Below are 25640 nucleotides of genomic sequence, written 5' to 3' on the forward strand. Positions count from 1 at the left end.
CCGGCCGCAGTAGCAGGTGGGGATGGCTCCGACCCTGAGCCGCGGCTCCCCGCGTCGCGGCCGGAGGCCCGTCACGTCCACTCGCATCCGGGGAGTTGCAGGACGACGTCGGGATCCCCGGGCCAGCCACGGCGACGCACTCGCCGAGGGCCGGTCAGACGATGCGCAGATCGACGTGCACGTCCTCGCGGGCGGCGTGGGTCATGGCGACGACCAGCTCGATGGTCATCTCTTCGATGTCCTCGACGCTGCCGGCCGCAGTCGCACCGACACCCGGCACGTCGATCACCCAGTGGTCACCCTCGCTGATGGCGGTCGCGGTGAAGTCGGCCATCCGTCCTCCCGGTCACCGTCAGCGGCGGGTGCTGCCGAGCTGTCGTGTCAGCCGACTGTCGACCCCCCACGTCCGTCTTGGCAAGCAGGCACCACACTGCGGGCGAGCGGGCCCACCCCGGCGGCACAGTCGTCAGGCCCGGGTGCGGGCCGCCGATGGTGGTCACAGCGGTGGTCGGGAAACAGTCAGGGGCCGTTCCGGATCTCTCCGGAACGGCCCCTTCCGTGCTCTGTCGGGCTGACAGGATGTGAACCTGCGACCCCTTGACCCCCAGTCACGTTCGAGGGGTTCGGTGTGGTTCGCCCGCATCCCGTTCGTGCAGGTGAGCGCGCTGCACTAGTCGTCCGCGTCCGCCCTGGTTCGCCACGGCTCGGCCCGCGTTGCTGTACCGGTCGCTGTAAAGCTCTCCCGCGCTCGGGCGCGTCACATGGTCGCCAGGTCGTGCACTCGGAGGCTCGGAACAAGTGGGCTCCACCAGGGACAGCGACGATCCCGAGCCCTCGCCGTCCCCCGATCCCCCCACAAGAACCACATGCACACGACAGGCACCTCCCATCCGCGGGGCGGAGAGACGGTCACCTGATCCGATGGCACCGGCCACCCCGTCACGTGGGTCGCCACCTGCTGCGGTGCCCTACCGGCCGTCGTGGTGACACGGCGCCCGTCGAGATCCGGACGGTCGCTGCCGCTCAGCCGCTCCCCTCCCCCGGCACCCCAGGTGCGACGTCGATGGTGGCCCGGTAGCCGAACCACGCCCGTCCCCGGCCGTCGGCCACCGGATGTGGCCCAGTCACCTGCAGGGTCGACCAGGCCGGCAGCACCGCCGGCCCCTCGGCCGCGAGCACCTCCTGGCGCAACTGTGCGCGCAGCCCGGCGGTGGCCCGCATGAGGTGCTCGAAGGGCAGCGCGCTCGACGCCGAGTGCAGGGCCACGCCCCATGCTGGCCTGCTGACCACGCCTCTGGCACGGGCCGGTCACGTCTCGCCACTCCGGCGGGTCGTCGGCGTGGCGGTGCGGGTCGGTCGGTTACACCGACGCCGCGACCGTCTCCATCCGCCTGCTCGACGAACGCCGCTTCGACCCCCTGCGCAGCGTCCTCGTCGAGAACGACGGACGGTGGTGGCCCGGTGAGCAGAGCGCTTGGCGGCTGTGCGACGACGGCTTCGGCTGGCGGGCCGCGGTGACGTGGCGGCAGTTGCACGACTACGGCTGGGGCCGGCACCTCACCAGCGTCCCGCCGGGGAAGGTCCGCCTCCCGGGCGAGTCACTCCGCCGGGACTGAGCCGCAGCGATTGCGCCGCACGCGCCTCCCGAGCCGCCGGTGACTGCTGGTGTCCTGCCCACCTGCCGCGGTCGCCCAGGCGTCCGTGACCGTGCCGACTCAGGACACCGCCCCCCGACCCGTCGTTCGACGGCGCGGCGGAGGTGTCGACGGTGTCCGGCTCCGTTCTCGGCGATTGCCGGGGCTCAGGGACGGACCACCGACTGGGTGTCCGCAGCCTTGCTGCGCTCGGCTCGGGTGAGCCGCTTGGCCCTCGCCGCGACCGCGGGTGCAGCCAAGCTGATCGCTCCCCGGATGGCGCGCGGCAGCCGCGGGATCCGGTCGTAGTCGATGCCGCCCCAGGGCGGTTGCGGGTCGTAGTCGATGGCCCGTTGCACCCGGCGGGCGGTGGCCTCGTCGGTCAGCCGGGCGGCGAGGTGCAGGGCCATGTCGATGCCGGCGGAGACTCCGGCGGACATGAGCAGGTTGCCGTCCTCGACCCATCGGCGTTGGTGGTACGTGGCCCCCAGGTCCTCGAGGATCCCGGAGTAGAACCAGTTGGTCGTCGCGTCCCGCCCCTCCAAGAGGCCAACGGCGCCGAGGATCAGCGAACCGGTGCACACCGACGTGACCAAGTCCGCGGACGCAGCTGTGGCCCGCACGTAGTCGCGGACCCGCGGGTCGCTCATCGCTCGGATGGTGGGCAACGCACCACCGGGCACGAGCACGATCGCCGGGTGCGGGACCTCCTCGAACGTCCGGTCCGGGACCACCGCCACGCCGACGTCGGTGGGCACCGGCTCGCGGCGGGCCCACACGGTCACGCAGCGGTAGCCCGGCGCGAACCGCTGCAGCATGGTCAGCACCTGCAGTGGGCCGACCACGTCCAGCACGGTCAGCCCCGGGTAGAGCACGAGGGCGATGAGCCGCTCGTCGCTTGCCGCAGGAGCGGCGATTGGCGCGCTGCCGGGATCCCGCAGCGTGCGGGCGAGGGCGGCGTCGGCGGGGTCCGGGTCCACCCGGCCGAACGGCGGCTGAGGGTCGTACTCCGCGGACAGCTGCCCGAACCGGGCGATGGCCTTGCTGCGTAGCCGGGCCAGCAGGGGCAGCGCCATGTCGATGCCGGCCGTGCCACCGGCGGCGGTGTGCAGCCGGCCGTCGGCTCGCCACCGCTGGTCGGCGGGAATCACGCCGAGCTCCTCCAGCGGCTCGCGGAAGGCCCAGTGGATCGCCGACCGCTGGCCCCGCAGCAGGTCGGCGGCGGCCAGTACCAGCGCTCCATTGCCGGTGGCGCCGACGACCTGCGCCTCGGCGGTGGCCGAGCGGACGTAGGACAGCAGCGCTCCGTCCTCCGCCGCGGCCAGGGTGGCCGCGCCGCCGCCGGGCACGATCACCGCCCACGGGTTCGGCATCTCGGCGAATGTGGCGGCCGGCTGCAGCCCGAGCGGCGTGTCGGTGGCCAACGGCTCGGCGCGCTCGCCGACCACGACGGTGCGGTACCGCGTGCCCCCGATGCCGGGGGTCTTCAGCACGGTGAGCGGGCCGATCAGGTCCAGCGGGGTCACGCCGGGGTAGACCGGGAAGGCGAGGACCTTCTCGCTGGCGGGCATGGCGGTCTCCTTCCGGTGCTGCGTGGTCACTTCCGGACCTGGTGCGGGGCCACCTGCGCGTCGGGCGCACCGCGCGGCCCGGGCACTCGGCCGCTGTTGATCACGGCGGCCGTTCGGCCCACCTGCGCAGCGACGTGGGCGGCGTCGTCGGCGACGAAGCCCAGCAGCGCCGAGCCGCGGGTGTGCTGCCACGGCAGGCCGAGGAAGTACAGCCCCGGGACGTCGCTGATCCCGCGGGCGTGGACGACACGGCCGTCGCGCAGCACACCGGGGACGTCGATCCAGGAGTGGTCGGGCCGGTAGCCGGTCGCCCAGACCACGACGCCCACCTCGCGGCTGGTGCCGTCGGCGAACCGCACGGTGCGGCCGGCGGCCTCGACCAGCCGCGGCCGGAACCGGACGCCGGTCCGCTGCAGGCCGCGGCGGCTGCTGCCGATGAGAGTCTCCTGGCTCCGCATCCGGCGGCCGAGCCGGGAGTTCGCGGTGACCCGCATCAGGCCCAGCCGGGTCAGCCACCAGAACAGGTCGCGGCCGAGCAGCCGCTGCGGCAGCGCCGGGTAGGCCGCACCGACCGACAGCTCCACCGGCCGGGCCGCGGCCAGCTCCGCGGCGATCTGGAAGCCGGAGTTGCCGCCGCCGACGACCAGCGCAGGCCCCGCGGGCAGGGCATCGGGGCTGCGGTAGGCGGCGCTGTGCAGCTGGGTGACCGAGTCGTCCAGCCCGGCGGCCAGCGGCGGCACGAACGGCGTCTGGAACGGCCCGGTGGCCACGATGACCTGCCGGGCGGTGTACGTCCGGTCGGCGGTGCTGAGCCGGAACCCGCCGTCGGTGCGCTGCAGCCCGGTGACCCGTGCGCCCAGCTCCACCGGCAGATCGAGGGCGGCGGCGTAGCCGCGCAGGTACTCAGCGACCGCCTCCTTGCCCGGGTAGGTGCCGGCCGGGGCCGGGAACGGCAGGCCGGGCAGCGCGTCGTGCTCGGCCGGGGTGAACAGCCGCAACGACTCCCACCGCGTGCGCCAGGTGTGCCCGAGTTCTGCTGCCGCCTCCAGGACCAGGAACCGCAGCCCCTGCCGGCGCAGGTGCCAGGCGGCGGCCAGGCCGGCCTGCCCGCCGCCCACCACGACGACGTCGAACGGCTCGACCGGGGCGCTCACGACGTCGCCGCCCGGTCCACGGTGAAGCTGAACATCATCCCGGAGTGCATGTGCTCGGCGATGTGACAGTGCGCCATCCACAGGCCCGGGTTCGTGACGTCGAGCAGGATGTCGACGGTTTGCCCGGTCCGGATGAGCACGGTGTCCTTCCACACCAAGTTGGGCTCGGGCATCCCGTCGCGGGCCAGCACAAGGAAGCGGCCGGCGCCGTGGATGTGGAACGGGTGGTGCATCGGGTGGTCGGAGTCCATCTCGTTGACCAGCCGGATCTTGACGCGCTGCCCGACGGTGAACCGCCAGTCGACGGGCAGCCCGTCGCGGCCGGTGGTGCGGTCGAGCAGCTTCCACCGCATCGTCTCGGTGGTCGTGGTCCGGTTCATCTCGGCCATCTCGTCCTCCCACTCGATCCCGTCGGCGGTGGCGGGACCGTGGTGGTGGGCGTGCCCGTGCGCGGCGTCGCGGTCGCTCGCTGACACCTCCTGGGCGGCGGAACCGTGGCCCATGTCGTGGCTCATGTCGTGGCCCATGCCGGGGTCCATGCCGTCGCCGTCGTGGGCCATGTCGTGGCCCATGCCGTGGCCGTCGTGGGTCATGTCATGGTTGGCGGCGCCGGCCGGGCCGGTGGCCATCAGCTTCATGCCGCACGTCGGGCAGCGCCCGGGCTGATCACTGACCACCTCCGGGTGCATCGGGCAGGCGTACGTCACCGCAGGTGCTGTGGCCATGAGCTTCATGCCGCACGTCGGGCAGCGCCCGGGCTGATCACTGACCACCTCCGGGTGCATCGGGCAGGCGTAGGTCACCGGTCCGGCCGCCGCGGTCGCGTTCGGGTCGTCCATCTCCGCGACGATGCCGAGGACCTTGTCCGGCGGCGCGGCCAGCCACGTCTCCATCTGTTCCCGCTCGGCGGCCAGCTCCGGTGCGGTGCGCAGCGTCTCGAACTGCTCGGCGAGCGGCGGCTCTGCAACGTCTGCGGTGACGGTGATCGCCGCCAACCGGTAGGTCCGGTTCGGGGTGCGGTGCTCGAGGGCGTACTCACCCGCCCGGTCGAACAGCACGTCGACGACCGCCCGCTCCGACGGGGCCTGCACCACGTCGTCGACGAACTGCTCGTGCTCCACCCGGCCGCTGTCCCCGCCGATGAGCTTCATCCGGGCGCCGGGCACGCTAGCCCGGAAGACGCGGCTGTTGGCGGTGTTGGTCAGCCACAGCCGGACGACCTCGCCGGTCCTCGCGGTGAACGCCGGGTCGGTCTCGCCGCCGGTGAGCATCAGGTTGCCGTAGCGGCCCATCGCCGCGTAGTTGGTCTCGGTGCGGCTGAACGGGGCGATGACGCCGTCCTCGAGAGCAGGTCGTCGAGGGTCAGCACCAGGTCGCGGTGCGCCGGTGGCCAGTAGTCCGGCTCGGCCGGCTCGACCAGGATGCTGCCGTAGAGGCCCAGCTCCTGGGTGACGTCCTCGCGGATGTGCGGGTGGTACCAGTACAGGCCCGGGTCTGGGAACTGGATGCGGTAGGTGAACTCCCCGCCCGGCGGGATCGGCGCCTGGGTCTCGTGCGGCACCCCGTCGTAGCGGTTCTCCAGGCGCAGCCCGTGCCAGTGCACGGTGGTGTCCAGGTCGGTGTCGTTGCTGACGTGCACGACGACCTCCGAGCCCTGCCGCACCTTCAGCGTGGGGCCGGGGATGGAGCCGTTGTAGCCGAGCATCCGCACCGTGGTGTCGCCCAGCCGCTTGGCGACCGGGCCGGGCTCCACGTGCAGCTCCTCGCCGTCGGCGAGCTCGAGCACCTCGGGCCTGGTGGCCTCGGGCAGGTCAGTGATGTCGTTGGAGAAGAACGTGGTGTCCACGGTGACCTCCTGGTCAGGTTGCTGAGACAGCTGTCGGTCCTGTGGGGGCGTCGTCCATCCGCAGTCGACTCCCTCCCCCGCCACCGGGCGGTTTGGATCTCGCGTGGGCGTGGCCGCGTTGCTCGACCCGGTGGTCTCACCGGGTGCTCACGACAGGAACGGGACGCCGGCCACGATCGCGACGGCGATGAGCGCGGCGGCGACGAAGTCGACGGCGGCACAGAACGGCGGCCACCAGCGGGTGCCGGACACGAAGCCGGTGCGGTGCTGCCACATGTCCTTGACGCCGTGGCCGGCCAGGCCGGCGACGATCAGCCACGCCGGACCGCTGACCGCGGCCGCGGCGACGACCACGAAGGTCGCCGCGACGACCATCTCCACGGCGAGGACGTGCCGGCGCCCATCGGCGACGGCGAAGCCGATGTAGACCGCGGCGATCACGGCGAGCCCGAGGGCGTAGACGGTCGCGGAGTCCACCCAGAAGAAGGCCAACGGCGAGGCGGCCTGCAACACGCCGACGACGACGCCCCACGCCACCGGTGAGCGCAGGCTGCCGCGCTCGGAACTGGCCGGGACGGCGGTGGTGCTGATCATCAGGACCTCCGGCTGGGGCGGTAGTGGGTCTCGGGGCTGTGGCCGAGGGTCGGGGTGGACCGGACCTCCTCGGACCGGTGATGTCGCCGGGTTTGCGCACCAGATGGCCCTGTTCGGGTGGTGCCGGGAGGCGGGGGGAAGTCGGTGGCCGGGGCGGCGGTGTAGTCGGCGGCGGTGTAGCCGGCGGCGGTGATGGCCGTGGTGATCGCGCCGGGATCGGCTGAGCCGGTCACCTGCACGGTGCCGGTGGCCAGGTCGGCCCGGAGGGTCTCCACGCCCGGGACGTCGCTGATGACGGCGCTGATCGCCCGGACGTCCGCCCGCGCGGTCATCGCGGGCACCTGGACCGTGATCATGGCGTCTCCCTCGGCGGGTGGGCTGCCCTCACCGTGGCCGGGGGCGCTGTCCGGGCGCTGTCGATCCGCTGACCGGGAGGTCGATCCGCAGGCCTGGGCTCGTTGTGTGCGTGCCCGGTGCGGTCGACAATCGGCGCCGCGACCAGACGGACTCGTTCCGGGGAGGGACGCCGCATGGAGATCCGCGTCCTCGGGCCGGTCGGGCTGGCCGTCGACGGTCGGGTCCGATCCATGCCCGGCGGTGGCGAGCGGGAGCTGCTCGCGCTGCTGGCGCTGTCGGCCGGTCGGGTGGTCCCCGTCACCACTCTGGTCGACGCGCTGTGGGGCGAGGCGCTGCCGGCGAATCCGGGCAACGCACTGCAGGTGCGTGTCTCCAAGCTGCGCCGCGCGCTGACCACGGCCGGCGCGCCGAGCGAGCTCGTGGTGACCCGCCCGCCCGGCTACCTGCTCGACGTCGACCGCGACCGCGTCGACGCGCTGCGGTTCACCGACCTGGTGACCGCCGCCCGCGCAGAGGCCGCCGCCGACCCCGGGGTCGCGGCCCGGCGATACCGGGAGGCACTGGCGGCCTGGCGCGGCCCGGCGCTCGCCGAGTTCGCCGGCGCGACGTGGGCTGGGCCGGAGGCCGTCCGGTTGAGCGAGCTGCAGTTGGCCGCCCGGGAAGAGCTGATCGACCTGGAGCTGGCCGCCGGCCGGCACACCGAGGTGCTCGGCGAGCTCGAGCAACTCACCGCCGCGCACCCGCTGCGCGAGCGGCTGCACGGCCGGCTGATGCTCGCCCTCTACCGGGCCGGCCGGCAGGCCGACGCGCTTGCGGCCTACCAGCGTGCCCGCGCCGTGCTCGACGCCGAACTCGGCCTGGAACCGAGCGCGGAGCTGCGTGGCCTGCAGGAGGCGATCCTGCAGCAGCGGCCGGACCTCGCGGCGCCCGCGCGGGCCGCGATCGCGCCCGCCCCGGACGCGAGCGCGGCGCCGGCCCGGCCCCGGCTGCCGGCGCGGCTGACCTCGTTCCTCGGCCGCGGGGCCGACCTGCAGCGGGTGGACGAGCTGCTGCGGACCGCCCGGCTGGTCACCGTCACCGGACCCGGTGGCGTGGGCAAGACCAGTCTCGCCCTGGAGGCCGCCCGGGCCGCCACCGCGCGCTTCGGCGACGGTGTCGCCTTCGTCCGGCTGGCCGGCGTCACCGACCCGGCACAGGTGTCCTCGGCCGTGCTGGCTGGGCTGGGGATCCGGGACGTGGCCACGGCGACTGCGGAGGACCAGCTGCTCGGCCACCTGCGGGCCCGCAGCGTGCTGCTGGTGCTGGACAACTGCGAGCACCTGGCCGACGTCTGCGCGCTGCTCGCCGAGACCCTGCTGGAGTGCTGCCCCGACGTGCGGCTGCTGGCCACCAGCCGCGAGCCGCTGGCCGCCCGCGGCGAGGTGCAGTACGCCATCGACCCGCTGCCCGTGCCGCCGGAGGCCGCCGACGCGGCCGCGCTGGCCGGCAGCGCCGCCGCCGCACTCTTCCTCGACCGGGCCCGCGCCGCCCGGCCCGACTTCGCCGTGCGCGACCAGGCGGACGCCGCGGCCGTCACCGACGTCTGCCGTCATCTGGACGGGATGCCCCTGGCCCTCGAGCTGGCCGCCGCCCGGGTGGCGGCGCTGCCGGTGGGCGAGCTCGCCGCCCGGATGGGTGACCGCTTCACGCTGCTCACCACCGGTCCCCGTACCGCGGAGGCCCGGCAGCGCACGCTGCGGGCCACCGTCGACTGGAGCTTTCAGCTGCTCACCGACTCAGAACGCGTCCTGCTGCGGCGGCTGTCGGTGTTCCGCGGCAGCTGGACCCTGCAGGCGATGCAGGCCGTCGCCGCGGAGGAGCCGCTGGACCCGCCGGCGGCCGTGGACCTGCTCGGCCGGCTGGTCGACCGGTCGCTGGTCGTGCTCGACCGCGCCCGGGATGACCGGGCCGGTGGGCCGCGCTACCAGCTGCTGGAGACGATCCGGCAGTACGCCGCCGAGCGGCTGGCCGAGGCCGGCGAGACCGACGCGGTCGCCCGGGCGCACGTCGGCTACCTCACCGCCCTGGCCGAGCGGGCAGAGGTGGAGCTGCGCGGCGACGGGCAAGCACGCTGGCTGCCGCGGCTGGCCGCCGAGCGCGACGACATCGACGCCGCACTCGCCTGGTGCACCGCGCACACGGACACCGAACCGGACGCCGGGCTGCGACTGGTCGCGCCGTTGGGCTGGTACTGGTACTTCGCGACCCATCCCGACGGCGGCCGGCGGGTCGCCGCCGTGCTCGACGCCGCGCTCGGCGGCTCACCGGAGGCGCGGGCGCGGGCGCTGCAGGCGCTGGCCGTCGCCGCCCGCCCCGGCGCGTGCATCGTGCACCCCGACCCCGCGTGCGCCGCCGCCGCCAGGCAGAGCCGGGTCCTGTTCGCCGAGCTCGGCGACGCGTCTCGCGCCGCGCTGTCGGACACCCTGCTCGCCGTCGAGGCCATCGGCAGCGACGACCCGGCCGCGGCCTTCACCGTCCTGGCCGCGGCCGAGCGGGAGTTCACCCGGGACGGCGACGCCTGGTGCGCGGCGCTGGCCGACTTCGTCCGGCTGGAGCTGCACGCCGGCACCGGTGACCTGGACGCGGCCACCGCGGTCGGTCACCGGGCGCTGCTGGCTTTCCGGGCGCTGGGCGACCAGTGGGGCGTGTCGGCCATCCAGTTCCACCTCGGCATGGCGCTGCACCGCGCCGGCCGGCTGGCGGAGGCCCTGGAGATGTACGAGGGGGCGCTGGCCAGCGTGCGCGGCGTCGGCCCGGCGAACACCGTCCAGTACGCCCTGGCCGGCGCCGGGCACGTCACCCTGCTGCTCGGCGACGCCGAGCGGGCCGCCGCACTGTTCGCCGAGTCCCACGCGGTCGCCCGCCAACTCGGCGCCCACGGCAACCCGCGGGCCGCGGTCGGCGAGGGACTGCTGGCCCGCGAGCGCGGCGACCCTGCCGCTGCCCGGGAGCGCCTCGCCTTCGCGCAGCTGCTGCTGACCGGCCTGACCGAACCGGAGTGGACCGCCACGGCCCTGGTCGCCCTCGCTCACGTCGCCGAGGCCGACGGCGACCTGGACAGCGCCGAGTTCTCCCACCGCCGGGCGTGGCAGACCGCGCCCGGGCACGCCGCCGCGCTGGAGGGGCTGGCCTGCGTGGCCGCCGCGCGCGACGACGCCGAGGCCGGGGCCCGGCTGCTCGGCGCGGCCGCGGCCTGGCGGCGGCGTCGGCACCGGCCCGCCGGTCGGCTCGAGCGGGCCGATGCCGGCCGGGCCGAGCAGAGGGCCCGCGCGGCCCTGGGCGACGAGGGGTTCGACGCGGCGTACCGGGCGGGCCACGCCGAGCCCGATGCCGTCCTCGACGACGCCGACCGCGTGCCCGCGCGGCGCTGACCAGCGCTCCGACGACGGGCGGTGAACAGGCCCGGGTCGCAGATCTCGATCACCACTGCTCCAGGACGTCGGGTGCGGTCAGGCCGCGGAGCCGGGCATCGAGACGGTGGCCTGCGTGGGCCGGCGGTGGGACGCACCGAGCCGGGCGCGGGTTCCCGTGATGGCGACCAGGCCGATCACGGCGAGGGCCAGCAGGTGCATGAGCGAAGCGAACGGCTGGTCGGGGTAGAGCCGGGCGAAGAACCCGGCGCCGAAGCCGCTGCCCCCGGCGACGCCGTTGCCGGCCGCGTGCAGCAGGCCGACGAGGAGCAGGCTGCCGGTGCGGTTGTAGGCGAACCCCATCAGCGCCCGGATCGGGATGTTGACCACGATCAGGAACGCCATCAACGCCACCGCCATCGGCAGGGGGCTGCCGACCACCAGGGCCACGTGCTGCAGCGCGAACAGCGGGGCGGTCAGCGCCGCGGCGCGCATCGGGGTGGTGCGGACCTGCAGCCGGGCCTGGACGAAGCCCATCCAGGCCACCTCCTCGGCCCAGTTGTTCGGCACCAGGGACACCACCGTCTGCATCAGCAGCCCGAACACCAGCGCCGACACCAGCGCCCCGGTGCTCAGGGCTGCGGTCGGTGCGCCGAAGAACGCGAGCGCCAGACCGGTGGCCAGGGCGGGCATCCCGGCCAGGGCGAGGGCGTACCAGCGCGCCGAGACCCACACCTCGACCGCCCGGCGCCACAACTGACGCAACCCGGCCGGCCCGTCGACGACCCGGGTGATCACGACGGCCGGCAGCAGCAGCCCGATCAGGGTGCTGGCGACGACGAACACCTGCGCCGGCAGCTCGACGCCGTGGCCGCGCGCGACGAGCGGGGCGAACACCAGCGCCTGACCGACGGTGAAGAACCACACCAGGAACGCGGTCAGCGGCCGGCGGCGGACGAAGCGGGCCACGGCGTTGCCACCAAGCCCGGCCGGCGCCGGACTCGGGTGGGACCGGTCGTACGTGGTCGTGTTCATGACGGCTCCTTCACGGCGAGGACTCCGGCTCCCGACGCTGTCCGGAACCGGTGGTGCGGCGCCGGGAACGCTGCTGGAGCCCGCTGTCGCGGCGCTGTCGATGCGCTGACCACGGCAGACAGCCGTGGCCGGTAGCCGTGGAAGGGATTCCACGGCTACCGGCCACCCACGGGGCGACCTCGGCCGGCGACTGCGGCCCCGTCAGTCCGGCGGGAGGTCCGTGCCCGTGCGCACGGCCCGGACGACGTCGTCGACGGCGTGCGCCGACTGCTGCGCGCCGGAGGCCTCGTCGAGCAGGCCGACATGGGTGGCGGCCGCCTGGCGGTGGCTGCTGTTCGTGGACAGCGCGGCCATCCGGTTCTGTGCCTCCGCCCAGGCGGCATCGGCGTGCGGCCCGGCGGCGGTGAGGACCACCAGCGGCATGCCGCCGAGGGTGGACAGCTCCTGCGCCTGGCTGAGCAGCGCCGGCATGGTGGCGGTCTCGTCCACGGTGTTGCGCCAGCCGCGGGGGCTGGCGGCGAACGCCTCGTACTGGCTCGCCGCCGGCTCGGGCAGGGCCGACCAGAAGGACGTCGGGAGCAGGCGCCCGACGCCGAGGCGGGCGAGGCTGGGCACCAGGGCGACCGGGCCGGGCGGGCCCGCGTGGGACGTGCCGGCGGCGGTCCGGTAGGGGCTGGTGGTGTCGAGCAGGACCATCCCGGCGACCTGCTCCGGATAGCGGTCGGCGTAGACCATCGCGTGGTCGCCTCCGATGGAGTGCCCGACCAGCACGTACGGACCCCGCTCGCCGGCGGCGTCCAGCAGGGCGTGCAGATCGGTGGCGGCAGCCACCCCGTCCTGCGGGCCGGGCGCGTCCTCGCTCCAGCCCTGCCCGGCGCGGTCGTAGGCACAGACGCGGGCGGTATCGGCGACGGCCGGGGCAATCCGCGCCCAACTGGCGGAGAAACCACCCAATCCGCTCAACAACACGACGGTCGGGCCGCCGGAGCCGGTGCAGTCCAGGTGCAGCCGGTGGCCGCCGACGTCGTAGAGCCGGCCGGGCATCGCGGAGCTGTGCTGATCGGAGGCCAGGCCGATGGTCTCGACCGCACCGCCGACGGCCGCGGCGGCCGTCACCGCCACGACGGGGTACAGCAGCCAGCGGCCGCGGCCGGCGGCCAGGCAGCGGCGCACCCGGATCCCCATCCACACGGCGAGCGCCAGCAGCAGCGGCGGCCACACCCAACCCGCGGCGGTCAGAGCTGGGTCGTCCGGAGCCGTCACCAGCAGCCCCACACCGGTGACTCCCAGCGCGGCGGCCGGAACCCAGGCCCACCGCTGCGGCTGCGTGGTCATCCGGGTCGACAGGAGAGCCAGCATCGCCCAGCCGGCCGCGAAACCGACCAGCGCCGACCCGGTGATCACGGCCTCGGATCCGCTGCCGAACACCAGCAGAGGAAGGACGACGGCGAGCACCGTCCCGATGAGCAGCGATCCGACGATGACCCGGCGGATGGGGCCGGTGCGTGGCCGCGGGTCGGTGGCGGACGGCCCGCCAGCGGCGGTCGGGGGTCGGGGGGTGGGATGCGTGGCGGTGGCCATGACGGTGCCTCTTCCGGGAGGAGTGTGGTGGGAGCAGGTGTTCAGCCTGTTGGCGACGCCGGGTCATCACCCCGGTGGACCCACCGGGATCGCACGCTCGGTGGGATCGACGGCAGTCCTCGGCCGCGCGCGGCCGGCGCAATCGCGGCGCAGCGGCGGGTCAGCCGCGGAACGGTGCGAGCCTGATGGCGAGATCGAAGGCGCCGTAGCGGCGCAGGAACCGCACTCGCCCGCGGGGCACACGGGCGGCCTCGGTGCGGCAGGCGGCGCTGAACTCGCCCTTGAACCCCAGCCGGGGATGCTGTTCCACCACCGCGGCGAGCAGGTCCGGGGGCAGCCGCCAGGAGCGCACGCCGACGACGTCGACACCCGCGCCGGCGGCCAGCAGGTAGGCCACGGGGCCACGCGCCAGCGGGACGTTCGGGCTGATGTGCAGCGTGATCGCGGTGCGCATCGTCTCGGTGGCGACCGAGGACAGGCCGACGTCCTCGGCGACATCCCGCGCGATGCGTGCACTGCTGCGGGTGAAGTCGACGTCCTGATCGCTGGTGGGCAGGCCGGTGTCGTGCAGCAGCGCCGCAGCGAACAGCAGCCCCGCGTCGACGGTGAGCCCCTCCAGCGCGCCGAGGGCGGCACCGAAGGCGTAGGTCCGGTAAGAGTGGTTGAGCAGCGCGGGACTGAGTCGGCGCTCCGCCTGCTCGACGGCGGCCCGGGTCAGCGCCGACGTCGGCGGAACCAGCATTGAGGGTGCGACCCGGGCGCGGCGGCCGGAGTTCAGCCCGACCAGCATCGACAGGCGACCGGCCGCGTTGACCGCGTGGGTCCGGGCCACGGGACCCAGCAGCGAACGGCGTTCGGCACCCGACAGCTGACCACCGGTGCGGTCTACCCAGCCGCGGGTCCCGAGGTCTGCGACAGCGGGGTCGCCGCGCCGGGCCGGCGTCGGACCCGGGTGGGACCGGTCGTACGTGGTGGCGTCCATGACGGCTCCGTCGCGGCGAGGGCCCCGGCTCAGACGGCTGTCGGACCCGGTGGTGCGGCACCGGGAACGCTGCTGCACTCCGCTGTCGCGGCGCTGTCGAAGCGCTGACCAGGGCAGCACGCGCCGGCCGGTAGCCGCGAGACGGATCTCGCCGTCACCGGCCACCGCAGGGCGATCTCGGCAGGGGCCGGGGCGGCACCAGTGGCCGGCGGTGGACACGGCCGTTGCGGCACTTGATGCGGTGGTGACCATCGTGCGGCTCTCCTGGTCGGGTGAGGTGGACGTGTGCGGATGAGCGTCGGCGGCCGCCGAGCGGCTCGACCCGGTCATCTCGCCAGGTCTGCTCGGAGCGAGAAGGGCGAGCCAGCCATGATCGCGACGGCGAGGAGGCCGACGGCGCCGCAGAACGGCGGCCACCGGCGGGTGCCGGTCACGAGATCGGTGCGGTGCTGCCCCAGGTCCTTGATGCCGTGGCCGGCCAGCCCGGCGACGATCAGCCCGTGGAGACGGCCGTCGCGGCCGCCTTGGTGGTCGTCGCCGGGGCCGCGGTGGTCGTGGCACTCCTGAGGGGCAGTGGAGCTCGGCTGAGCACGGATCAGAGGTCGCCGCGCAGGCCTCGGACCGATGGCCGTCGCCGGGTTCTGGCAGCCCCGTAGCGGCCGCTGAGCGCTGCGGCCGCGCCCTCGACGGCGCAGGTTGCAGCGGGCTCAGGGGCGGAGGGTGAAGCCGGCCTTCTCGACGGCAGCGGCGATGTCCGCGCGGTCGACCGGCCGGGAAGCGGTGACCGTGACGGTGCCGCTGGCCGGGTCGACGGTGATCGACGCGACGCCGGCGAGGTCGGCGATCGCCGCTGTGAGCGCGCGCCGGCGCTGAGCACCGGTCATACCGGGGACGGAGAAGGTGGTCGAGCCGATGAAGGTGCGCGGCGTGCCGGAGAACATGAGCACTCCCGGGACAGCTGGGTGGTGCACCCGTCGATGAGCAGACTCGTCACACCGGGAACCGCTCCCACCACGCGAACCGCCGGGTTCACCGCCAGGTTCGCCGCGGGATCGAATCCCCGGAGCCTCGCCCGCGAGATCGGTACCGTCCGCGTCGTGCTGGTCGGGCGGGACGCCGAGCGCGCCGAGATCGCCGCGCTGCTCGATGCCGCCCGCGCGGGAACCGGGGGCGCCCTCCTGGTGCGCGGCGTGGCCGGGTCGGGCAAGTCGGCCCTGCTCGCCGACGCCGTCGTCGCGGCGGCGGGGTCCGCACAGTCAGGGTTTCGGGTGCTGCGGACGTCCGGCGTCGAGTCGGAGTCGCCGCTGGCCTTTGCCGCGCTGCAGCGGCTGCTGTGGCCGCTGCGTGGCAAGATCGGCGCCCTGCCGGTGCCGCAACGGGCGGCGCTGCGGGCGGCGCTCGGTGAGGCCGAGGGCGATGGCGACCGGTTCCTGACCTTCCTCGGCACGCTGAGCCTGTTCGCCGACGCCGCCGAGGAGGCTCCCGTGCTCGCCGTCGTCGACGACGCGCACTGGCTCGACGACGCCTCCGCAGCGGCGCTGCTGTTCTGCGCCCGCCGGCTGCAGGCCGAACGGGTGGTCCTGCTGTTCGCCGCTCGCGACGGCGAGGCGCACGCCTTCGACGCGCCCGACCTGCCCGGCCTCGTCCTCACCGGCGTGACCGGGGAGGCGGCCGCCGCGCTGCTGGCCGCCCGCGCTGGCCGCGCGGTCGACCCGGCGGTCCGCGACCAGCTGGTCGCCGCCACCGCAGGCAATCCGCTCGCGCTCGGCGAGCTCGCCGACGCCCTCACCGGCGACCAGCTGGTCGGCCGGCTGCCGCTGCCGGCGCAGCTGCCCCTTACCGGCGGGGTCGAGCGCGGGTTCCTCGACCGTTACCGGCGACTCGGCGGGCCGGCGCAGCGGCTGCTGCTGCTCGCCGCGGCCGACGACACCGGCAGGTTGACCGTCGTCCGAGACGCCGCCGACCGCCTCGAGGCTGGCGACGACGCGCTGGACGAGGTCGAGCGGGCCGGGCTGCTCCGAGCCGACGGGGACGCGGTCACCCTGTTCCACCCGTTGGTGCGCTCCGCGGTCTACCAGGCGGCGAGCAGCACGCAACGGCGGGCCGTGCACCGCGCGCTGGCCGACGCGCTGGCCACCGACCCGGACCGCCGAGCGTGGCACCTGGCCGCGGCCGCCGACCGCCCCGACGAGCAGGTCGTGGCCGCGCTCGACGACGTCGCCGCGCGCGCCTCGGGTCGCGGTGGCCACGAGGCCGCCGGCGCCGCCTGGGCCCGCGCCGCGGAACTGACCGCCGCCGGGCCGGCCCGCGCCCGCCGGCTGTACCTGGCCGCAGCCTCGGCCTGGCAGGGCGCACACCCGTCCCGAGCGGCGGCGCTCGCGGCCGCCGCCGCGGCCGAGGCGACCGAGCCGCTGCTGCGCGCCCAGCTGCTGGCACTGCAGGGCCAGATCGCCTGGAACACCGGGTCGCTGAACGACGGCTACGACCTCGTCGTACAGGCCGCGCAGGCCGCCGGCGACATCGACCCGGCGCTGACGCAGCAGCTCGCGGTGATCGCCGCGGCCCTGGCCGTGTACGGCGCCCGCTCACCCCACGCGGTGGACCCGGCCGAGCTGGTGGCCGCCCCCGCACCGGACGCCCCGCCCCGGGTGCGGGCCGCGGCGGCCCTGCTGCGCGGATTCACGGCCGCGGCCCGCCGGGACTGGGCATCCGCGGCGGACTCCTTCCGCGACGCGTTCGCGCTGACCGACACCGACGTCCGGGATGACCACGTGCAGCGCAACCTCGTCATCGCCGCCCTGGTCATCGGCGACGACGAGCGCGGGCTGCGGCTGCAGGAGCAGCTGCTGACCGCCGCCCGCCGCGCCGGAGCGCTCGCCACCGTCGAGTACGCACTGACCCGCGGCGTGCAGATCCTGATCGCCGTCGGTGCCTGGGCGCACGCGGCCGGCGCGGCGACCGAGGCGGTGCCGCTGGCGGCCAGCACCGGCCACCCCGGGATGGTCGCGCTCCCGACCGCGCAGCTCGCCCTGCTGGCGGCCCGGCGCGGCGACGACGATGCCGAGCGTCTCATCGACGAGGCAGCCGGCATCCGGGCAGGGCACGCCGGCGGGGTCACCGACGTCGTCGTGGTCGACCTGCTGCACTGGGCGCGGGGCCTGCGCGCTGCCCGCCAGCCGGCGACGGCCCTGCACTACCTGACGCAGATCACCGAGTCCGGGGTGAGCCGGCTGGCGGCGATCGACCGTCTGGAGACGGCCGTCCAGGTCGGCCGGGACGACCTCGCCCGCGCGTGGCTGGCGGAGCTGGCGGAGTTCGCCTCCGGCACCGGCGCTCCCGCCGAAGTGGCCGTCGTCGAGCACGGCCGCGCCCTGCTGGCCGACGGTCCCGCGACCGGGGAGCACTTCCGGCGTGCCCTCGCCGCACACGTCGACTCGCCGCGCCGGCCCGATCGGGCGCGCACCGAGCTGGCCTACGGCCAGTACCTGCGCCGCGCTCGCCGCCGCGTCGACGCCCGCGAGCACCTGCGCGCGGCCCTGGCGTTGTTCGAGGAGCTCGGCGCCACGACGTGGGCCGACCGCGCCGCCGCCGAGCTGCGCGCCTCCGGAGAGACCGCCCGCCGCCGCGACGTGTCCACCGCCACCGATCTGACCCCACAGGAACGCCAGGTCGCCACCCTGGTCCGGCAGGGGCTGTCGAACCGGGACGTCGCCGCGCAGCTGTTCATCAGCCCCCGCACCGTCGACTTCCACCTGCGCGGCTGCTTCGCAAAGCTCGGCATCACCTCTCGGGTCGAACTCGCCGCTCATCCGATCGACACCTAGCCAAGCGGTCCCGGCGATGCGGTGGTCCGCCTGCAGGTGATGGCTCCCCGTTGCACCGTGGCCCACCAGCACGGCACCGGATCGGTACCCGCTCATCGGCGTAGGACCTCCGCCGTCCAAGGCCCTGGAGCACCCCGCCGTCGAGCGGGCCACGCAGGGCGCTCACATGTTGCTCGAGGACGCCGCGTTCGACCCGTCTCTCCGGCAGGTTTGACGGAGCCCCATGCCGTCGTGGGCGGCCTGGAGGGAGTCCCGTCCGGCAAGCGGCCCCGGCGACCCGCTGCACAGCACAAGTAGTGGCCGCACCTGCCGACGAAGGAGATGCGCAAGATCAAGAGGGACACGCACCTGTGAAAGGGTGACGTTGAAGGAGCGCGTCGGGGCGTCGGGGCGTCGCCCGGGATTCGCGCTGGTCAGGTGGGTAAAGCACGCGGCCCTAGCGATGGAGTGCCTGTAGCAGAACCGCTGACGAGTTCAGGCGAAGGACGCATTACCGCCATCTCGGTCGACAGCTGACGATGAGGTCGAAAGGGCTCGGATCTCGGCGTGGTTTCCGAAAGGGCCTCTGCCGAGGAACGGACCCACGCGCTCACAGCAGCAACCAAGTGGCACCCGAAGACCCCCAGTCACACGAGGCGTGTTCGAGTGAGTACACCGAAGTTCGTCATCGCAGCTTTGACGGCATATTCATCTGCGCCGCCTGGGGCCGCAGACCGACTGGTACCGCAACCTGCTGGCAAGCCCCCGCGACGAGGGTGCAGCTGGGCGGGACGACGTTCACGCCACAGCAACGGTTCCCACCCACAAGGAGGCGATCGACGTCGCACCCGGCTTCCGGCGTGACCACCCGCACCGGCTCCGCCCGTTCAGCCGCGTCCTCCACCGGGGCGACCTGCGCGACGACGGCACAGTGCGCGAGTTCGTCCGCACCCATCCCTTCGTCGCTTCCGGCCAGCGGAGCGGGCGGCGGCCCCACAGGCGGGGGACGCGTCACAGCAGCAGCGAGGTCGGTGACGGCCGGCCTCCGACGCACGGCACTAATCGTGACCCGGTGTGTCCCCAGTGCCGGTGGGCCCCGGCGGCCCGGTATCGGCACGCAAGGCCGACACGACCTGTTCGATCCGGGTGTGGGTGACCCGCCAGCGGCGCTCGTTGTCGTGCACCAGTTGCGCGGACTCGCAGCAGAGATCGGCCGCCCGGGAGACGACCTCCGCGGCGGAGTACAGCCGCTGTGGCGCCACACGCGCGCCGCCCAGGTCGGCACGCAGCCCAGCCGGAGTGAAGTCGACCCGGTCGAGCATGTCGGCGGCGCGACCCAGGACGGTCGCGATCAGCGACTGGAGGTGAGCGGCGAGCCAGTCGTTGGCGATGATCCGGTGCCGCTCCCCCATCACGTCGGCCAGACCGTCGACCTCCAGCAGCGTGGCGGCCACGTTCCACGACGCCTGCATCGCCGTCGCCAGCCAGTCGCCACCGCCGGCGAAGCCCTCGGCATCGGCCTTCAGCTCAGCGATCATCGCGGTGAGCTCGATCGGGCGCCCCTCACCCTCGAGGAAGAGCACGCCATCGAGCGCCGTCGCCGCCTCGCTGTTGAGGTCCTCGGCACCGGCGTAGGGGCTCGGCGCGGGGTGCATGGACGGCTCGGCGGTGGGACACCGGTCGGCCAGTGCGAGCAGGGCGCGGGCGTGCCGTTGGAGCCGCACCGCCGTCTCCAGCGGAGACGCGGCGTAGAACCGCTCGTGCTCCCTGTGGAACCGGGACAGGTTCAGGGCCGCTTCCAGCAGCGCGTCCGGTCCCGCCGGGCCGGCACTCACCGGCGTCCTCCTGTCGGCGTACGGGCCGGTCGGTGCGCCGGCCCGCCCCTGACCGCCGGCCCCCGCCGCAGCCCGGCCAACAGCACGGCGGCGGCCCCGGTGATCACGGCGGCGATGTAGGGCTCCTGCGGATCGAACGCCGTCGCACCGGGGATGCGGGCCGCCGACTGGAAGGCGAGAGCCAGCACGTAGTCCACCTGGACGACGGCGCTGGCGACGAGCAGCACGGCCCCGAGCACGTACCCCCACGGCCGCCGCCGCCAGAGCAGCACGGATGCGGTGGCGTAGCCCGGCACGAGCGTGCTCAGGTCCATGGCGTAGCCCAGGTGACCGATCGGGGCGGGCTGGAGCAGCAGCCCCTCCTCCGGTGCGGCACCGGTGACCGCGAACCGCAGCGAGAACCAGGTCCACATCCCGCCCAGTGACGCGGCGAGCAGCCCCAGGACGGCGCTCACCGCGCGCACCGGCGTCCGCGGCCGGATCCGCTCGGCGATGGACGCCACGTCGAGGGACCGCAGCAGCAGCGCCAGCGCCACGGCCGCCAGCACGAACAGCGCCACGTGGGCGAGGAACAGCGCGTTGAACGCCGCACCGAAGACGTAGTACGCATACATGTAGACGACGTAGGCGAGCATCCCCGCCCACAGCAGCTCGGCCCGGAGCGACCCCTGCCGGGCGCGCACCAGCGCGCCGGCCAACAGGGGCGTGGCGACTGTCAGGGATCCCAGGTCGTAGGCGCGGAAGGTCGCCGCGTTGGCGGGTGCATCGCGGTACAGCCCCCGCCAGGCCAGCCCGACCGCCGAGGCTGCCGGCATCAGCCCGGCGACCGCGACGGAGAGGCGCCGCGCGGCCACCTGCGTCGTCCCCGTGCCGAGCGTCGTCGTCCTGCCACCGTCCGTCAGGTCCGGGTGCGGTCCGGTCCCCGCGACGGGGTCGTCCGGGCGGCGGCGGATCCGTCGGACTGCGTCGGCCACGCGGGCCACGGAGGTGCGCACCGCACGACGCATCGACGCGGCGCCTTCCACCGCCGCGGACCGCAGTCGTGCGAGCCGGACGCTCGGCAGGAAACGTGGCCGGAAGGAGACCGTCGACGAGGTCATGGGAACACCGCCTCTCCCCGAGCAGCCTGGAGTGCGGGGCCGGGGCGGCCCAGGGCTGGTGGTCATCCGCGGCAGGGTCGGACGACTCCTCGTCCGGGACCCACGGCCCTGCAGCGCGACCAGTGGCTCGATCGAGGCTGAAGGCGACGGCGGCCGACAGGAGGCGACATGAGGGTGCCCGTTGCGCGGGAGATCGCCCCGGGCGTCCACCTGCTGCGCATGGGCCGGGGCGCCCTCGCCTCGAATGCCTACCTGGTCCGCTCCGAACCGGGCTGGGTGCTGATCGACTGCGCATGGGCCGGCAGCGCCACGGCGATCAGGAGCGCTGCGGAGTCGCTGTTCGGGCCGGACACCCGCCCGGCGGCGATCCTGCTCACCCACATTCACCCCGACCACTCGGGCTCGGCCGGCGACCTCGGCCGCTCGTGGCAGGTGCCGGTGTACGTGCACGCCGCCGAGCTGCCGATGGCGCGGGGCGAGTACCTGCCCGGGTACGGCATGCCGCTGGACCGGTGGCTCGTCGTCCCGCTCATGCGCCTGCTCCCCCGGTCGACGCGACGGCGGATCACCGCAGCCGGCGACATCACCGACGTCGCCCGCGCCCTGGACCCGACGGCCGGCGTGCCGGGACTGCCGGGTTGGCAGGTCGTGCCCATGCCCGGGCACACCCCCGGCTCGGTCGCGTACCTGCGCGCCGACGACGGCGTCCTCGTCTCCGGAGACGCCGTCCTGACCGTGGACCTCAACTCGCTCTCGGGCGTGCTGCTCGGCCGGCAGGGACTCGCCGGCCCGCCGTGGTACACCACCTGGAACCGGCAGGCGGCCCAGCGCTCCATCTCCGCCCTGGCCGAGCTGGAAACCCGGGTCATCGCCCCCGGGCACGGCGATCCGCTCGCCCACGGGACAGCCGAGGCACTGCACGCCCTCGCGCGCGCCGGCACTGGCCGCGGCGGACGGCGGACTGTCGACCGTCTCCTGGTGCCCCTGGGCGACCCCGGCGCCGCCCGGTACAGGCCGCCGCCCCGGCTGTACGCACGTCTGCAGTGGCTGGGGTTCGCCCTCACGCGACTGGGGCTCAGCCCTCGCTACGTGGTCACTCTCGAGGTGCCGGGACGCCGAAGCGGTGTGATCAGGCGGACCAGCGTCGTGCTGGCCGAACACGACGGCGCCGGCTACCTGGTCTCCCTCACCGGGGAGTCCGAGTGGGTCCGCAACGTACGAGCCGCCGGAGGCCGGGTCGTGCTGGGCCGCCGTGGGCAGCGACGGGCGGCCACGCTGGTCGAGGTGGCGCCCCAGGACCGGGCACCGGTGATCCGGTCCTGGCTGCTGCGGGCGCGGCGGCGCCCCGGCACCGCCGCCGTCAGTCGTGAGGCACGAGCGAACTTCGGCGTCGGCTCGGACCTCGACCTCGCCGAGATCGCCGCGACGGCTGACCGGTTCCCCGTCTTCCGCGTCGTGCCGGCAGGGACGCCGAGCTGACCAGCCGGCCTCCCCGTGCAGTTCCCGCGCGTACGCTCGGCCGCCAAGAACACCGCCACTCCGCATGGGACCGCGATCCTGCGGTAGCCGCCCGGCCGTCTGCGCCGGCGACGCTGGTTCGGGCGGTCCCTGACCTTCGCCCCCTCTGTGCGGGTACTTCGCCGGTGGGGTCCCGCGCCACGGCTCCGTAGCGTCGCCGGTGTCAGAGCCCCTGCATGCGAGGTGGTGAGCTCGTGATCCGCGCCCTGGTCGTCTACGAGTCCGTGTTCGGCGACGGCCGCGCGATCGCTCACGCGATCGCCGAGGGACTGTCGTCCTCGATCTCCGCTGACGTCGTCGCCGCGGCCGAGGCCCCGTCCGAGATCGGTCCGGACGTGGGGTTGCTCGTGGTCGGCGGCCCCAACCACGCGTTCGGCATGCCCCGGCCGTCCACCCGTGAAGGCGCGGCGAAGCAGTACGGCGCCGACATCCCCGACACCGGCGCCGGACTGCACGAGTGGCTGGGGACCGTGCGGATGCCGGCCGACGGGCTCGTGGCGGCCGCGTTCGACACCCGCGGCAGTGGCCACAGAATGCTGGCCAAGATGGACCACGCCTCCCGGACCGAGGAGAAGCTCCTCACCCGTCTCGGGGCACGCGTCGTCGCGCCGGCCGAGCACTTCTTCGTCGTCGACACGAAGGGTCCGCTCGTCGACGGCGAGGAGGACCGGGCGCGCGCCTGGGGTCGGACCCTCGCCGAGCTCGTCGCCTCCCGACCGCTGACACCCTGAGCGAGAACGCCCATCGGTGGCCTCCACACCCGCAAGGTGCCCGACCACCGAGAGCTCGCTGAGGGCCCCGTGACCGCGAGCCCGGACGATCCCCGATGAGGTCCTCCGCCGCGCGACGACGGGCAACGCTCGCCGCGCCGGCTGCCGTTCCGCTGACCATGACGGCGGTCTTCGCGCGGCTGGGCCGACGGCTGTCACCGCGGGTCGCCTACGCAGCCGGCTTCGCCGTCTACTGGGCCTGCTGGTGCGCCGCCTTCCCGCTGTGGGTGCTCGGACCGCAGGGGGTGCGCCGGGCACTCCGCAGCGGCCGCCTGCCGGGTCCGGTCGACGTCGCGCTGTTGGCGTTCCCGGTGGCCGGCGCGGTCGGCGCGGAGCTGCTGCCGCACCGCCGCCTGGTCGACCTACGAGTCGCTGCGGTCATGCTCGGCACCGCCGCGGTCAACGCCGTCGGCGAGGAACTGCTGTGGCGCGGCACCTTCCTCGACCAGTTCCGCGGCGACCTGCTCCGTGGGGCGCTGTGGCCGCTGACCGGCTTCACCGTCTGGCACCTGGCCCCGCAGCTCGTCCTGCCGTCTTCCCGCGGGCGCGCCGGGTTCCTGCTCGGCGCGGCCGTCGTGGGGGGAGCCAGCCGCGGGCCGGCGAAGGCCCGCTCCATCGGGAACTGCTGGTCGAACAGCATGCCCAGCAGCAGTGCGAGCGGGTCGCGGCCGAGCAGCTCGTCAGCCGCCGGGCTCCTGGACGATGCGGAGCTGCGGCATCCGGGCAGTGTGCCCGCACGTGGGCGGCCTGGGTGTGATCCGAAGGCCGCCGGTCGCGAGGCCATCCAGACCCGTGTTCTGCTGGTCAGCAGCGGTCATGCCTGAATGCGGGCGCGTCGCGGATCGACGTGACCCCCTCCGCGGCGGCCATGTCGCCGTCGACGGGATCGTCAGGCCGGAGATCGTCGGGTTCAGGCCGAGTCCGTGTGCTGAACCTCGTCGACGAGGTCCCCGGCGATCTCGCGCAGCTTCCGGTTGGTGTCCTGGGACTGCGCGGACAGCATGTCGAAGGCGGCGTCGGCCGTGATCCGGTGCCGGCCCATCAGGATGCCCTTCGCCTGGTCGATGACGGCCCGGGACTGCAGCGCGCGCTGCAGGTTGGCCGCCAGGGTGGCGGTGCTGGCGTAGACGCCGGCGTTCGCGACGGCGACCGCCGCGTAGCTGGCGAAGGCCGTGGCGAGTTCCTGCGTCGCGGCGTCGAAAGAGCCGTCGGCGGTGCCGTAGATGTTCAGCGCGCCGATCGTCTGGCGGGCCACCGGCAGCCCGATCGACATGGTGTGGGTGATCCCGCGCCGGGCGGCGACCCGGCTGAAATCGGGATAGGTCGGATCCGCGGCGGTGTCCTCGATGGTGACGGTGGCGCCGGAGAGCGCGGCGTCCATGCACGGGCCGAACCCGGCCTCGTACTGGCGCTCGTCCAGCTGAGCGGACAGTGCCCCTGTGAAGGCCACGCTGGTGACGTGCCCGTCGTCCATCAGGGTGACCGAGACATCGGCGGCGCCGGTGATCGTCTGTTTGGCCAGCTCGGCCACCCGGCCGAGGGTCTCGGACAGCTGCTGCTCACTGAGCATGATCTTGCTCAGCTCGGCGAAGGCGACCCGTGGGTCCAGCGGTGGATCGGATCCGCCGGTGTGGGCGGTGGACATGGTGGGCTCCCGCTGCGGGGAGGGCTGCGGGGTCCGACCTCGCGACAGTCCTGGAAGACGGCGCCGTCGGCCGATCACGAGCGAAGGGCCGCGACGAGAACCGGGAAGGGGCTGCTGCGCCCGCCCGGAGCCGGTCGTCGGGAACGGCGCCAACTCACCGAATGCGTGGGACCGACTGGTCGGCTTCGACGCTACTCGCCGATGCGGTGCCCGGGGCGGACCGCGACGTCCACGCCCGCCGCCCGCAGCAGCCGGTCGAGGGCGGCCGCAGCCCCGATGCGGCCGCGGGCCGCCAGGACGGGGATAGTGGACTCTGCCGCTTCGCCTCTGGCAGCGGAGGCGCGGTCGAGGGCCGGGGCCGAGCAGAAGCCAGGGACGGCCCTCCCGCCGGCGGGCTCAGTGCCGGATGGACCGCACCGACAGCCCTCGACGCAGGCACCGTTCCGAAGGAGCCACGGTGCCCGCCTCAGCCGCACCCGCCTGCGGGCTCACCCTCGTGGCCTGGCGGATGGCGGACCTGACATCACCCGAGCTGTGGTGGCGATACATCGGTCTGGGCGGGAACCTCGTCCCCGACGCGCTCGCCGACTACCTGGCCGGGACCGCACGATGGCCGGCCGTCGAGCACAACGTCCTCGCTCAGGTGCTCAACGAGCGCCTGTGGGACCTGGGATGTCCCACCCTCGTTCCGTACCGCCCTCCGAAGAGCCGCATGCACGGAACCCGCCGGGCGCCAGGCTGATACATCGGCCAGGACCGTCAGACTCGCGATCCAGACGTGCGGACGCCTGGCGCCGACGGCGACCGAACCGGTCGAGTGCGACGA

21 protein-coding genes are annotated in these 25640 nt (G+C 74.5%); 6 read left to right on the top strand and 15 right to left on the bottom strand.

Features of this window, described 5'->3' with window-relative positions:
• Window positions 1–154: 154 nt before the first annotated feature.
• From FN207_RS13210 to FN207_RS13245, 8 genes are all read right to left on the bottom strand, one after another.
• Complete coding sequence (locus FN207_RS13210; RefSeq protein WP_142458950.1) at window positions 155–334, bottom strand: hypothetical protein; 180 nt, start codon at window positions 332–334, stop codon at window positions 155–157.
• Between the two features lie 689 nt (window positions 335–1023).
• Window positions 1024–1266: a hypothetical protein gene (locus FN207_RS13215; protein ID WP_142458951.1), complete on the bottom strand. Its 243-nt coding sequence runs from the start codon at window positions 1264–1266 to the stop codon at window positions 1024–1026.
• A gap of 535 nt (window positions 1267–1801) precedes the next feature.
• Window positions 1802–3205, bottom strand: a complete 1404-nt coding sequence (locus FN207_RS13220) for a DJ-1/PfpI family protein (RefSeq protein ID WP_142458952.1) — start codon at window positions 3203–3205, stop codon at window positions 1802–1804.
• A gap of 26 nt (window positions 3206–3231) precedes the next feature.
• Window positions 3232–4359: a flavin-containing monooxygenase gene (locus FN207_RS13225; protein WP_142458953.1), complete on the bottom strand. Its 1128-nt coding sequence runs from the start codon at window positions 4357–4359 to the stop codon at window positions 3232–3234.
• A complete protein-coding gene (locus FN207_RS13230) occupies window positions 4356–5651 on the bottom strand; it encodes a heavy metal-binding domain-containing protein (protein WP_142458954.1) in 1296 nt (431 codons plus the stop codon). The genes FN207_RS13225 and FN207_RS13230 overlap by 4 nt, the downstream gene beginning before the upstream one ends.
• Window positions 5630–6205 (bottom strand): multicopper oxidase domain-containing protein, encoded by a 576-nt coding sequence (locus tag FN207_RS13235; RefSeq protein ID WP_142458955.1) that lies wholly within the window; start codon window positions 6203–6205, stop codon window positions 5630–5632. The genes FN207_RS13230 and FN207_RS13235 overlap by 22 nt, the downstream gene beginning before the upstream one ends.
• Before the next feature lie 147 nt (window positions 6206–6352).
• On the bottom strand, window positions 6353–6799 hold the full coding sequence (locus FN207_RS13240; protein ID WP_142458956.1) for a hypothetical protein: 447 nt from the start codon (window positions 6797–6799) through the stop codon (window positions 6353–6355).
• Window positions 6799–7155 (bottom strand): heavy-metal-associated domain-containing protein, encoded by a 357-nt coding sequence (locus FN207_RS13245; protein ID WP_142458957.1) that lies wholly within the window; start codon window positions 7153–7155, stop codon window positions 6799–6801. Before FN207_RS13245 ends, FN207_RS13240 begins: the two co-directional genes overlap by 1 nt.
• Before the next feature lie 174 nt (window positions 7156–7329).
• On the opposite strand from FN207_RS13245, the gene FN207_RS13250 reads away from it, so the two are divergent.
• Complete coding sequence (locus FN207_RS13250) at window positions 7330–10566, top strand: AfsR/SARP family transcriptional regulator (protein WP_142458958.1); 3237 nt, start codon at window positions 7330–7332, stop codon at window positions 10564–10566.
• Window positions 10567–10644: 78 nt separating this feature from the next.
• Here FN207_RS13250 and FN207_RS13255 read toward each other — a convergent pair whose 3' ends face one another.
• The 4 genes from FN207_RS13255 to FN207_RS13270 all read right to left on the bottom strand — a co-directional run bounded on the left by FN207_RS13255 (window position 10645) and on the right by FN207_RS13270 (window position 15084).
• Complete coding sequence (locus FN207_RS13255; protein ID WP_142458959.1) at window positions 10645–11580, bottom strand: CPBP family intramembrane glutamic endopeptidase; 936 nt, start codon at window positions 11578–11580, stop codon at window positions 10645–10647.
• 201 nt (window positions 11581–11781) lie between these two features.
• Entirely contained in the window at window positions 11782–13161 is a 1380-nt protein-coding gene (locus FN207_RS13260) for an alpha/beta fold hydrolase (protein WP_142458960.1), read from the bottom strand.
• Window positions 13162–13321: 160 nt separating this feature from the next.
• Complete coding sequence (locus FN207_RS13265; protein WP_185938325.1) at window positions 13322–14143, bottom strand: HD domain-containing protein; 822 nt, start codon at window positions 14141–14143, stop codon at window positions 13322–13324.
• A gap of 707 nt (window positions 14144–14850) precedes the next feature.
• Window positions 14851–15084: a heavy-metal-associated domain-containing protein gene (locus FN207_RS13270; protein WP_142458962.1), complete on the bottom strand. Its 234-nt coding sequence runs from the start codon at window positions 15082–15084 to the stop codon at window positions 14851–14853.
• 156 nt (window positions 15085–15240) lie between these two features.
• Here FN207_RS13270 and FN207_RS13275 point away from each other — a divergent pair, with 156 nt between their 5' ends.
• A complete protein-coding gene (locus tag FN207_RS13275; protein ID WP_142458963.1) occupies window positions 15241–17967 on the top strand; it encodes a helix-turn-helix transcriptional regulator in 2727 nt (908 codons plus the stop codon).
• Window positions 17968–19004: 1037 nt separating this feature from the next.
• On the opposite strand, the gene FN207_RS13280 is transcribed toward FN207_RS13275, so the two are convergent.
• Window positions 19005–19781 carry a hypothetical protein gene (locus FN207_RS13280; protein WP_221888180.1) on the bottom strand — a complete coding sequence of 259 codons (777 nt, stop codon included), beginning with the start codon at window positions 19779–19781 and terminating at the stop codon, window positions 19005–19007.
• The gene (locus tag FN207_RS13285) at window positions 19778–20755 is read right to left on the bottom strand and encodes a hypothetical protein (protein WP_142458964.1); all 978 of its coding nucleotides are present in this window, start codon (window positions 20753–20755) and stop codon (window positions 19778–19780) included. Before FN207_RS13285 ends, FN207_RS13280 begins: the two co-directional genes overlap by 4 nt.
• A gap of 294 nt (window positions 20756–21049) precedes the next feature.
• Between FN207_RS13285 and FN207_RS13290 the strand changes: the two genes are divergently transcribed.
• From FN207_RS13290 to FN207_RS26275, 3 genes are all read left to right on the top strand, one after another.
• A complete protein-coding gene (locus tag FN207_RS13290; protein ID WP_142458965.1) occupies window positions 21050–22360 on the top strand; it encodes a nitroreductase/quinone reductase family protein in 1311 nt (436 codons plus the stop codon).
• Between the two features lie 233 nt (window positions 22361–22593).
• Window positions 22594–23130 carry a flavodoxin family protein gene (locus FN207_RS13295; RefSeq protein ID WP_221888181.1) on the top strand — a complete coding sequence of 179 codons (537 nt, stop codon included), beginning with the start codon at window positions 22594–22596 and terminating at the stop codon, window positions 23128–23130.
• Between the two features lie 158 nt (window positions 23131–23288).
• Window positions 23289–23993 (top strand): CPBP family glutamic-type intramembrane protease, encoded by a 705-nt coding sequence (locus tag FN207_RS26275; protein ID WP_185938326.1) that lies wholly within the window; start codon window positions 23289–23291, stop codon window positions 23991–23993.
• Between the two features lie 86 nt (window positions 23994–24079).
• On the opposite strand, the gene FN207_RS13305 is transcribed toward FN207_RS26275, so the two are convergent.
• Complete coding sequence (locus FN207_RS13305; RefSeq protein ID WP_142458967.1) at window positions 24080–24814, bottom strand: GAF and ANTAR domain-containing protein; 735 nt, start codon at window positions 24812–24814, stop codon at window positions 24080–24082.
• A 457-nt stretch (window positions 24815–25271) separates the two neighbouring features.
• Between FN207_RS13305 and FN207_RS13310 the strand changes: the two genes are divergently transcribed.
• A complete protein-coding gene (locus FN207_RS13310; protein WP_142458968.1) occupies window positions 25272–25556 on the top strand; it encodes a hypothetical protein in 285 nt (94 codons plus the stop codon).
• Window positions 25557–25640 lie beyond the last annotated feature (84 nt).

The organism is Geodermatophilus aquaeductus, from assembly GCF_900182545.1.
Lineage (GTDB): Bacteria > Actinomycetota > Actinomycetes > Mycobacteriales > Geodermatophilaceae > Geodermatophilus > Geodermatophilus aquaeductus.

Excerpts from the sequence above, each read along its gene's own strand:
- FN207_RS26275 (WP_185938326.1), top strand. The coding sequence starts at position 23,289 with ATGACGGCGGTCTTCGCGCGGCTGGGCCGACGGCTGTCACCGCGGGTC.
- FN207_RS13245 (WP_142458957.1), bottom strand. The coding sequence starts at position 7,155 with ATGATCACGGTCCAGGTGCCCGCGATGACCGCGCGGGCGGACGTCCGG.
- FN207_RS13265 (WP_185938325.1), bottom strand. The coding sequence starts at position 14,143 with ATGGACGCCACCACGTACGACCGGTCCCACCCGGGTCCGACGCCGGCC.
- FN207_RS13210 (WP_142458950.1), bottom strand. The coding sequence starts at position 334 with ATGGCCGACTTCACCGCGACCGCCATCAGCGAGGGTGACCACTGGGTG.
- FN207_RS13230 (WP_142458954.1), bottom strand. The coding sequence starts at position 5,651 with ATGGGCCGCTACGGCAACCTGATGCTCACCGGCGGCGAGACCGACCCG.
- FN207_RS13260 (WP_142458960.1), bottom strand. The coding sequence starts at position 13,161 with ATGGCCACCGCCACGCATCCCACCCCCCGACCCCCGACCGCCGCTGGC.
- FN207_RS13240 (WP_142458956.1), bottom strand. The coding sequence starts at position 6,799 with ATGATCAGCACCACCGCCGTCCCGGCCAGTTCCGAGCGCGGCAGCCTG.
- FN207_RS13290 (WP_142458965.1), top strand. The coding sequence starts at position 21,050 with ATGAGGGTGCCCGTTGCGCGGGAGATCGCCCCGGGCGTCCACCTGCTG.
- FN207_RS13250 (WP_142458958.1), top strand. The coding sequence starts at position 7,330 with ATGGAGATCCGCGTCCTCGGGCCGGTCGGGCTGGCCGTCGACGGTCGG.
- FN207_RS13305 (WP_142458967.1), bottom strand. The coding sequence starts at position 24,814 with ATGTCCACCGCCCACACCGGCGGATCCGATCCACCGCTGGACCCACGG.
- FN207_RS13255 (WP_142458959.1), bottom strand. The coding sequence starts at position 11,580 with ATGAACACGACCACGTACGACCGGTCCCACCCGAGTCCGGCGCCGGCC.
- FN207_RS13220 (WP_142458952.1), bottom strand. The coding sequence starts at position 3,205 with ATGCCCGCCAGCGAGAAGGTCCTCGCCTTCCCGGTCTACCCCGGCGTG.
- FN207_RS13270 (WP_142458962.1), bottom strand. The coding sequence starts at position 15,084 with ATGTTCTCCGGCACGCCGCGCACCTTCATCGGCTCGACCACCTTCTCC.